Genomic DNA, 2,552 nt, shown 5'->3' with positions numbered 1-2,552 from the left:
GGGTTGCAGGAACCCGGAGGCGGCGATCGGCTGGCCGTCCAGGTGGAACATCGTGTTGAGAAGATGGCCGTAGTCGGGCTGGTCGACGCCGAACTGGCGCTGCATCACACGGGACGTCAGCCCCACCTTGTGACCGACGACCCGCCTACCGTCACCGACCCAGCTGTCGACCTGCGCGGCCTGGATGGCGTAGCTGTCCTCGCCGGTGAGCCCGGGGAACTTCTCCGTCAACGGCTCCACCGGTATACCCGACACGTACGCGCCGAGAAGCACGTCGACCGCCAGCCGCTGTGCGTCGGCGTCCATGCCCAACCCCCTGTCGCCGTCTGTCCTCGTCGTTCGGCTCCACACTCGTCCTACTGCCGGATGACGCACGGCATGCGTCCCGTTCCTCGGGACGGCATCACGATTCCGTGGGGAATCGTTTGGTCGGCACGTCGGCGGACGGCTGCTGGTCAAGGTACCGGTTCACGAACGGTCGCCTCGTTCCGTTGACCAACGGATTCGTCGACGAATTGACGGCCCCGAGGCTGACCCGGGTCGGCTGACCGCGGCGAAGTCCGTCCACCGTGCGCTTGGGCGGCGGCGTCTCCCCACGTGCCCGAAGTCCCACTCGCACGGCAGCGCACAGCCGCGACGTCGTGGAGGTACTTCCCGACGTCGCAACTCCGCTACCGAACCCAGACCCAGCTCCGCCCACCTTTGACGGGCGCGACCCGACCGGCCGGCCGCTCCCCGGCCTGCGCCGGCTCCGGCGTGACCGGGCGGGTCTGGATCAACACCAGCACCCCGGCGAGGATGCCGACGGCTCGCCGAACGTGCCATCCCCTCGTGCTGAGCGGCCGCGACGCCGCGCGCCTGGACGCCGTGCGTGCGGACGTGCAGCGGCACACCGGTGCGGTGGCGGAGGCGGTCGTGGCCGACCTCGCCACCGAGGACGGCGTGCAGGCGCTGCTGATCCAGCTGAAGGGCCGGGATGTGGACGTGTTGGTGAACAACGCAGGCTTCGGCACCTACGGTCGGTTCGCGCAGGTGCCGGCGGAGCACGAGTCCGCCTTGATCGCGGTCGACATCACCGCGGTGGTGCGGCTGACGCACGAGCTGCTTCCGGGAATGCGTGCCCGCGGCCGGGGACGGATCCTCAACGTTGCCTCGACCATCGCCTTCCAACCGGCGCCGTACCAGGCCGTCTACGGCGGTGCGAAGGCGTTCGTCCTGTCGTTCAGCCAAGCCCTCGCGGAGGAAACACGCGATAGCGGGGTCATCGTAACCGCGCTGTGCCCAGCCTCACCCGCACCGGCTTCGTCGACGCCCTCGGCTCTGACGTCTCCACAACCGCGATCTAGCGAAAGTTCGCCGATCCCGGATCGGTCGTCGATGCCGGCCTGCGGGGGCTCGACCGCGGCCAACGGGTCGTCGGCTGGAATTGCGCCGCGCATCGGCGTGTCCGTGGATGGGGATACCGGCAGCCGGTCCTTCACGGTCCGACGGCGTCGAATGTGGCTTTGTCGTACTCCTGTGCGATCATCGGCTCGGCAACGTTGAGAGCGAGTGTTACGGTACTGGAAAAGATCAATAGACGGCGAGCGGGATGCAGCACTTCGCCGGCCCTGCCGTTCAGGGCGAGATGCCGCGTCCCGCCACCCGAAGTACGGTCAACTTGTCCTACAATAGAAAGATCGACATCCGGCGCGACTATTAAATAACCCTCGGGTTCTCGGCTGCCGTCGCGGTCGTGGCAGTTCGCAATCCAGCCAGGGGTAGGGCTTCCTGGTGTCTCCGGCGGCGGGCGCCGCGTGTTGAGTGCGCTTCAGCTTCCCTGAAGTCCTACCGTCCCACCCGATGACCTGACTGTCACGGTGAAGGTAAGGGGCGTCGGTTGGGACTGGCAGTGGTGCGGGATCTCCGCGAGGCGCGCGCGCCCGCGAGCCCTGACAAGGTCACGGGGTTCGAGACGGATGCGCTGGCCGGGTTCGTGCTGGCGCGGGCCGCGGCGGGCCGGAGACTGGCGCGGGGTTCGTCCCGCGCAGTAACCATCAGTAATCGGCCGCTGCCGGGAGTGCGTGCGCCGCGGCACGGGATGGCCGTGCCGCCTCGTCGACAAGCCGGCGCGACTACGGCGGCGCAGCCGGGTCGGCTGCCGTTGTCACCAACCCCTACGCTGGGTCTTTCGGTGCTGCTAACGTGCCTCCCGGCGGACTCATCCGGCCGGTAGGGGGAACCTGTGGCAGAGAGTTTTCCGGAAGCACCCGTGTGGCCCGTGGTGATGGACGAGGTGCACGCGTTCATCGAGGCGTCCACGCTGGGAACGCCCGGTAAGGTGTTCATCGACAACGCGTTCGCTGATCTCCTGGAACTGGCTCCGGAAGGGCAGCGGAAAACAAAGAACGAATGGAAGCCACCGGGCTGGAAGCCGACCGGGAAACCGATGCCAATGAACTCCTGTACCTATTTTCCGGCGACGAACAACCGGGCCGGATACATCGGCGACGGCGTGGCGATGTTCATCAACGCGAAGTCCTTCTACGGTGTGTGCAATGACTTCGCATGGG

3 protein-coding genes and 1 pseudogene are annotated in these 2,552 nt (G+C 67.4%); 3 read left to right on the top strand and 1 reads right to left on the bottom strand.

The genetic code is table 11. From position 1 onward, the window contains the following. On the bottom strand, positions 1 to 306 hold a 306-nt coding region (locus U9980_RS28020), incomplete at its 3' end, for a 2-keto-4-pentenoate hydratase (protein ID WP_416210418.1). 525 nt (positions 307 to 831) lie between these two features. Between U9980_RS28020 and U9980_RS28015 the strand changes: the two genes are divergently transcribed. The 3 genes and pseudogenes from U9980_RS28015 to U9980_RS28010 form a co-directional block, all read left to right on the top strand. After that, complete coding sequence (locus U9980_RS28015) at positions 832 to 1,545, top strand: SDR family NAD(P)-dependent oxidoreductase (protein WP_322770675.1); 714 nt, start codon at positions 832 to 834, stop codon at positions 1,543 to 1,545. Between the two features lie 334 nt (positions 1,546 to 1,879). Beyond that, positions 1,880 to 1,999 (top strand): annotated as a pseudogene (locus U9980_RS28855) (site-specific integrase); the annotation flags it as partial. Positions 2,000 to 2,251: 252 nt separating this feature from the next. Next, on the top strand, positions 2,252 to 2,552 hold a 301-nt coding region (locus U9980_RS28010), incomplete at its 3' end, for a hypothetical protein (RefSeq protein ID WP_322770674.1).

The organism is Protofrankia sp. Cr1 (assembly GCF_963555865.1).
Classification (GTDB): Bacteria; Actinomycetota; Actinomycetes; order Frankiales; family Frankiaceae; genus Protofrankia.
The sequence above is the reverse complement of the archived record's forward strand: the minus strand, read 5'-3'. Positions and strand labels throughout refer to the sequence as shown.